At 71.7% G+C, this 7316-nt stretch carries 5 protein-coding genes; 1 reads left to right on the plus strand and 4 read right to left on the minus strand.

The features are described from left to right. Nucleotides 1-12 precede the first annotated feature (12 nt). Nucleotides 13-1176 carry a zinc-binding dehydrogenase gene (locus ON19_RS29120; protein WP_043699823.1) on the plus strand — a complete coding sequence of 388 codons (1164 nt, stop codon included), beginning with the start codon at nt 13-15 and terminating at the stop codon, nt 1174-1176. A gap of 10 nt (nt 1177-1186) precedes the next feature. Here ON19_RS29120 and ON19_RS29125 read toward each other — a convergent pair whose 3' ends face one another. From ON19_RS29125 to ON19_RS29140, 4 genes are all read right to left on the minus strand, one after another. Next, a complete protein-coding gene (locus ON19_RS29125; protein ID WP_043699815.1) occupies nt 1187-1831 on the minus strand; it encodes an HhH-GDP family DNA glycosylase in 645 nt (214 codons plus the stop codon). 108 nt (nt 1832-1939) lie between these two features. After that, complete coding sequence (locus ON19_RS29130; protein ID WP_372478655.1) at nt 1940-3493, minus strand: dynamin family protein; 1554 nt, start codon at nt 3491-3493, stop codon at nt 1940-1942. Continuing rightward, nucleotides 3490-5352 (minus strand): dynamin family protein, encoded by a 1863-nt coding sequence (locus ON19_RS29135; protein ID WP_043699818.1) that lies wholly within the window; start codon nt 5350-5352, stop codon nt 3490-3492. Before ON19_RS29135 ends, ON19_RS29130 begins: the two co-directional genes overlap by 4 nt. Nucleotides 5353-5388: 36 nt before the next feature. Next, nucleotides 5389-7316, minus strand: a 1928-nt coding sequence (locus ON19_RS29140) for a beta strand repeat-containing protein (RefSeq protein ID WP_218006488.1), incomplete at its 5' end; no start/stop codon positions are given.

Consider the following 7316-nt stretch of genomic DNA (forward strand, 5'->3'; position numbering starts at 1 on the left):
GAGGGAGTCGCCATGAGGGCCGCCGTCGTCACCGCCGCCGAGTTCGAGGTCGCGGAGCTGCCCACGCCGCGGCCCGGCCCCGGTCAGCTGCTCATCGACGTGTCGCGCTGCGGAATCTGCGGCTCGGACCTGCACGCCCGCACCCACGCCGACGAACTGGCCGACCTGGCCGTGGCCACCGGCTACGACCACTTCATGCGCTCGGCGCAGAGCGTGGTGCTCGGACACGAATTCAGCGGCACCGTCGTCGATTACGGGCCGGACTGCCGCAAGCGATGGAAGAGGGGCACCGCCGTGGTGGCCCTGCCGATCGTCCGGCACGGCAGGCAACCCCACTTGGTCGGGCTGTCGACCGCGGCGCCGGGCGGGTACGCCGAACAGGTGGTGGTCCAGGAATCGATGACCATGCCGGTGCCCAACGGCTTGTCCGCCGAGCACGCCGCGTTGACCGAGCCCATGGCGGTGGCCTGGCATGCCGTCCGCAAAGGCCGCGTCGGCAAGGGCCGAACCGCCTTCGTCATCGGCTGCGGGCCGATCGGCCTCGCGGTGATCAGCATGCTGAAGGCGGCAGGCGTGCGCACGGTGGTCGCGAGCGATTTCTCACCGCGGCGCCGAGAACTCGCCACCGCCTGCGGCGCCGATATCGTGGTCGACCCGGCGACCGAGTCGCCATGGGCGGCCGCCCCGAAGAAGGGACGGATCAACGGCGTCACCGACATCCTCGGGCTCGGCTTCGACACCATGGAGCGCCTGCGGCGGGTCCCGAACCTGCCGTGGTGGTACGTCTTCCGGCTGGCGCACACGATGAACGCGGGCCCGGCCGGCCCGGTGATCTTCGAATGTGTCGGCGTACCGGGGATCATCGATCAGATCCTCGCGGCCGCACCGCCGCTGTCGCGCGTGGTCGTGGTGGGAGTGTGCATGGAGACCGACCGCTTCCATCCCGCGATGGCGATCAACAAGGAGATCGAACTGCGGTTCGCGCTCGGCTACGACCCCGGCGAGTTCCGCGACACCTTGCACATGCTCGCCGAGGGCAAGGTCGACCCGAGCCCGCTGATCACCGGGACCGTCGGGCTGGACGGCGTGGCGGACGCCTTCACCGCCCTGGGCAACCCGGAGCGGCACGCGAAAATCCTGATCGACCCGCGCGGCCGCACCACCACGCCGGTCTGATCGCACCCGCTCACGGCGCGGCGGCGAGGACCTCGTCGGCGATCTTCTCGTCCAGCGTCACCCGTACCAGGGCCGCGGCCAGCTCCGCGGTGTGATGGTTCGGTGCCAGACGCGCCAGCCGGTCGGGATCCTCCGGCAACTGGATGCGTTTGGCGCCGCGCAGCGCGCGCTCGTCGAAGTGCGGCCGCACCCACGCCCACGTGTCCTGGACCTCGCGCAGGAAGATATCGGCGCCGGTGGGGCCGATGCCGTCGAACTCCTGGAGCAGTTCGGCCGCACGCTGGGGGTCGTTGTCCGCCTTCTTCGCCAGTTCGCGCAGGTCACCGTGGTAGCGGTCGAGCACTCGCGCGGCGTTGTGGCCCAGCCTCGTGGCGGTGCTCTCGTCGTAGCGGCGATAGTTCGCCCGGCCCAGCGCGTCGACCAACTCTTGCCAGTCGGCGTCCGCGACCCGGTGCGGCGTTCGATAGCCGCCGCCGATCAGCTCCCGTGTGGCCGCGATGGCGATCTCCGCGGAGATGCGGGTACTGAGCAGCTGGGAAAGCATGAGCAGCTGGAAAAGTGCGGCCGGTTTGTCGTCGAGCGTGATACCCGCTTCCTCGGCATATCCCGTGCCCGCACGGACGAGCAATTCGTGTACGACGTCCTCTTGGCTCATCGTTACCTCCTCTCGCTACCAGGCCGCATACCCGGGCACACGTCGCCTACACCGCCGGTGCGGCGGCGGTTCACCGCAGGTCACGACGCCGCAGGAGGAGGCGGCGAATCATTCCGGGAGCACGCTCAAGGCGCCCTCGGCGCTTCGGGCTGCGGTGAGGCAGGCCGTGGCGGTGAACTGGTCGGCGAGGGGGTGGCGGGCCCTGGCGCGCCACTTGCGGACCGCGGCGACCGCCAGAGCGCGCTGCGCGGTGAGCGGCGCGTCGATCGGGAGGCCCAAACGCAGATGGGGTGCGATGCCGGAGCCGCCGATGAGACGGTGCAGTTCGGCGAGATCGTCCGCGGGCAGCGCCAATTCGTCGGTGCGCAGGCGGCCGAGCAGGCGCAGTTCCGCGAAACCGTGCACGTCCGCGAGCAGCGTGCGCACCCTCGGCAGCAGACGGTCGGCCTGGGTGCCGCGGTAGGCGGTCAGCACCCGGGCCAGCGCGGTGAGCGCGGAATGGGCTTTGAGCTGGTCGGCGCGCTGACCGAACTGCACGTCCAGTACCGAGCGCAATTCGTCCACTCCGCTGCGGCTGGTCAATTCGGCGGCGAGCGTGGCCGAATCCCGCACGCCGAGCCGGATCAACGTGACCGCCATGCGAATGCCGAACAGCCCGAACCGCTCGGCGAGCTGCGCACGCAGTTCCGGCGGCACCGGAAGCGGCACGTCGGCGCGCGCGAAACGGTCCGCCGAGAGCAGCGCGGCGCTCAGTTCGTCGACCGGGACGCGCGCCAGCGCCTCGAAAGCCGCGAACTCCTGCTGACGCAGCGTCGCCGCGGCGAACGCGAGCAGCCCGGCGACCGGGATGACGGCCTGGCACAAACCCGTTCGTTCCAGTTCCCCGGCGAAACGCGTGGCGACATCACGGGCCGAGTGCAGCGCGTCGATGCGGCCTGCCCCGATCTCGTCGGCCCGCGAGACCACGCCGACGATGCCGAGCGGGCCGGGCGCTCCCGGACCGCCGTTGGCCGCCGCGGTTCCGGCGCCCACGCGCTCGAGGAACTGCACGTCGGCCGCGTCCAGCCTGCGCAGCAGATACACCACCGCGTCGGCGCCCGGGATGGCGATTCCTTGCTCGGCGCGCTCGTCGTCCGTACCCGGAGTCAACAGACGCGCGGTGCGCCGGGAGACCTCGCGCGAGAGCGACGACGTACCCGGGGTATCGATGATGGTGGTGTGGGCGAGCGTCGCGGCGGGCCACTCGACCTCGAGATGGTCGACCTCGCGCGGGGCCGGGGCGTTCCAGTTCAGCCGGTCCAGGTCGAAGGTCAGCCCGTGCGTCCCGCTGCCGCGCCGGACCACGACATGCGCGCGGGCGCCGTCGGGCGCGTACGCCGTCACGCTGGGTGTCGAACCGTAGCGATACCAGGTGACCACCCTCGTGCACTCGGTGGCGTCGGTGGGGGCGATGTCCTGTCCGACAAGCGAGTTCAGCAGGGTCGATTTGCCCGCCTTGATCGAACCGGCCAGCGCCACGCGCAACGGCTGGTCCAGTCGGCGGGCGCAGTCGGCCAGCAGGGCACGCGCGCGCGGCTCGCCCGCCAGCGCCGTCTGCGCCGCGCCGACCAGCCGATGCGCCTCGGCGACGATACCCGGCACCGGGCCACCATCACGTCTCACGGGGCTACCGTACCGGCGGGTCCCATCGGTAGTGCGGTCTGCATGGCGTCGGCGTATCGGCGCAGCTCGGCGACTACGCGCAGCTGCTGATCCAGCTGTGCGCCGCGTTCGGCGCGGCGGGTGGCGACCATGCTCGCCGCCTCCTGCGCCGCCCGCAGCGACTCGTCGATCGAGCGCAGGCTGCGTTCGGCGACGCCCGCGTAGTGGTCACGCAACGCGCGATGGATGCGGTGCAGCCGATCCTTCGACTCCTTGCCCGCCTGGAACGCCACGTCATCGACGAAACGGCGCACCGCGGCCTTCGCCTCGTTGCGCCGTTTGGCCAGCCGGGCCTGCTTGTCGTCCCGGAAGGCTTTGCCGCCCACGATCAATCCCGCGCCGATCGAGATCGGGTTGAGCAGGGCCAGCCCGGCGAAGGTGCTGGCCAGCCCCACCATGAGTACGCCGCCGTAGGAGCCGCGCATGCCGACGAGCAGCTTGCTGCCGAAACCGATGTCGGGTTCCAGATCGGCGAGCGTGCCGGAGATGGCGAGGCCGGTGTCGGCTCCCGCGCCTGGGCGCACATCCGGCAGGTCGACCGCGCCGAGCTCGGCGAAATGCTCGGCGACGCGTTCGGCGAGCTGAATCGCCCGGGAGTGGGTCCACAGCAGGTTGTCGCCGAGGGCGGTGTCGACGGTGCCGGTGAGGTGTTCGGCGATGCGGTCCCAATGCCTGCCCGGGTCGTGCTCGTCGATCCATTCCTCGGTGGTACGCGCGATGTTGCGCAGGCGGTCGCGCAGGTCGTGGTCGACGTCACCGGCCAGGTCGGTGATGCCGTCGGCGAGCGTCTGCTGCCAGGCGGCGGTTCTGCGGTGCAGTTCCTCGGCCGCGGACCGGGCGGATTGCAGCTCGCGCACCGCCGCCGCGCCCTGTGCGGGATCGCGGACCGCGACGAGCTCACTGCCCAGGGCCAAGGCGAGATGCTCGGCCGCGGAGCGGATATCGCGGGCCACGGCGGCGCGGGTGGCCAGCTGATCGCGCGCCACCACCTGGTCACGCAGGAATTCGTAGAGCACACCGAAGCCGGATTCGACGCCCAGCTGCGGGTCCTGCAACCGCATGGCGTGGCTGCGCAGCAACGAGGACACCGGGATCATCGGCACGTCGAGCCCGGCACGCGCGAGATGGCCCAGATCGGCCTCGTGCACCTGCCGCCAGTGCGGATACAGGTCGATCTTGGTGAACAGCAGGGCGACCGTCGGGCACAGTTCCCGCACCTGTCGCAGGAAGGCCAGTTCCGGCTCGGTGAGTTCGGTCGACGCGTCCGACAGCACCAGCACCGCGTCCGCGGCGGGAACCATTCCGAGCACGCCCGCGGCATGGGCATTGCCGTGCCCGCCGACGCCGGGAGTGTCGATCAGCACGATGCCGTCGGCCAGCAGCGCGTTGGGTATCTGGACCTCGAGGCGCACGATCCGCCGTCCCTGTGCGAGCGGTGAGCGCGGGTCGATCGCGCCGATCTCCGCGATCGGCACCTCGGCCCTGGTCTCCGCGCCGCTGGAGTCGCCGTGCGACGCGAGCACCAGCTCCGCGCGCGGCTGCGGGCCGTGCGCGAGCAGCGTCGGCACCATGGTGGTGGCATCGTCCCCGACCGGGCAGATGTCCAGGTTCAGCAGCGCGTTGACGAAACGGCTCTTGCCCTGGTCCAGCTGTCCGGCGACGACGATGCGCCGGCGCGGGTCGCGGACCCGGTCGGCCGCCACTTCGAGGCGGCCGACCAGATCGTTGCGTCCCGCGGCACGGGCCGCCGCGATGGTTTCACCGAGTACCGACAGCAGCGGTACCGCCGGTGGAGTGGCGTTCGGCGCGGGCGTCCCCATCGCGGTATGGACCTCTTTCGTAATTACCGGCAACTGTCAGTGCAGGAATGTATCGCCACCCAGGTCGGCGTTCGCCGAACCGCTGAATTCCGTGCTCGCGTTGGTCTCGCCGAACAGGCCCGAGTCGGCGTGGCCGCCGGTCGTGCTGTCCAGGCCCGCGCCGAAGGCGCTCGACACGTCCAGCGAGGACCAGGTGTGCGCGGTCGAGCCGACGCTGCCACCGAGACCGGCGCCCGTGTCCACCGCACCGTGGGCCGCGCCGCTCGCCGAGCCCGCCAGTCCGGAGGTCGCGTCCACCGCGCCGCCGAGACCGGCCGTGGCATCGAGGCCGGAAGTCGCGTGCGAACCCGCGCTGCCGCTGATTCCGCTGTCCAGGCTCGAACCGAAGTGCGCTCCGGCGCTCGACGCGCCTTCGAGACCGGTCGACAGACCCGAACCGACGTTGCCCGCAGCGCCGAGACCGGTGGACAGGCCGGTCTCCAGGCCCGCGCCCGCGCCGACCGCGCTGTCGATTCCAGTGGAGAGGCCGGAGCCGAGACCGGCACCCGCCTGCGCGCCGGCATCGAGCCCAGCCGACAAACCCGAACCAATACCCGCACCCGCCTGCGCACCGGCATCGACAACGCCGGTGAGACCGGTACCGGCCTGCACCGCGCCGTCCACGCCGGTGGACAGCCCTCCGCCGAGACCGGTGGACAAGCCCGTCTCCAGTCCGGTCGTCGCCTCGATTCCGGCATCGAGCGCCCCGCCGAGACCGGTTTCCAGACCCGTGCCGAACTGCCCGCCGGTGTTCAGCGAACTCTCCAGTCCGCCGCCGAGCTCCGCTCCGGTGGTCACGGCCGCGCCGAGACCGGTCGCGAGCCCGGTCTCCAGGCCGGTCGCCGCTTGCGTTCCGAGGTTTCCGGCACCGCCGATGGCGGAAGAGAAGTTGCCGCCGAGTCCGGCGGTCAGATTGCCGGATCCCTGTGCCGCGGTATCGATTCCGCCGGTGAGCCCGGTCGCCACCTGACCGGTGGCGTCGAGTGCACCACCGAGCCCGGTCTCCAGGCCGGAGCCGATCTGAGCACCCGCGCCGGCGGCTCCGTTCAGTCCGGTGGACAGCCCCGCGCCGAGATCGGCACCGGCTTGCGCACCGCTGCCCACGGCAGCGTCCAAACCGGTGGTCACCGCACCAGCTCCGTTCACCGCGCCCTCCAAGCCGGCGCCCGATCCGGCACCGGCCTGGCCACCGGCACCCAGCGCCGCATCGATCCCGGTACTCAGACCACCAGCCGCATCGACGGCCCCGTTCAGACCCGCACCCGCACCGGCACCGAGACCCGCGGTCAAGTCGGTCGCGGCACCGGCGGCGCCTTCCAGACCCGCCCCCAAGCCCGTAGTCACACCGGCAGTGGCATCCAGGCCGGTCTCCAGCCCGGAGCCGATCTGAGCACCCGCGCCGACAGCTCCGTTCAGTCCGGTGGACAGCCCCGCGCCGAGATCGGCACCGACCTGCGCACCGCTGCCCAGCGCGGCATCCAAGCCGGTGGTCACTTCACCGGCTCCGTGCACCGCACCGCCCAGCTCGGCACCGATACCCGTCGTCAGATCGCCGACCGCGCCCACGGCGCTCTGCAGACCTGCGCCCAAGCCCGTGGCCGCGCCCACACCCGTGGTCAGACCGCCCGCCGCGTCGACAGCACCTCCCAGACCTGCCCCGAGGCCCGCACCCGCGCCGAGACCTGCCGTCAGATCGGTCGCCGCACCCGCGGCTCCCTCCAGACCCGCGCCCAGACCCGCTGTCGAATCGACCGCCGAGCCAAGACCACCCTCGAGACCAGCACCCAGGCCCGTGGTGAGATCCGTCGCGCCCTCCACAGCACCTCCCAGACCCCCACCGAGCCCCGTAGTTATATCGGCCGCGCCTCCGATGGCGCCCCCCAAGCCCGCGCCGAGCCCGGTCGTCGCGTCGACAGCGCCCCCCA

The organism is Nocardia abscessus NBRC 100374 (assembly GCF_000308455.1).
Lineage (GTDB): Bacteria > Actinomycetota > Actinomycetes > Mycobacteriales > Mycobacteriaceae > Nocardia > Nocardia abscessus.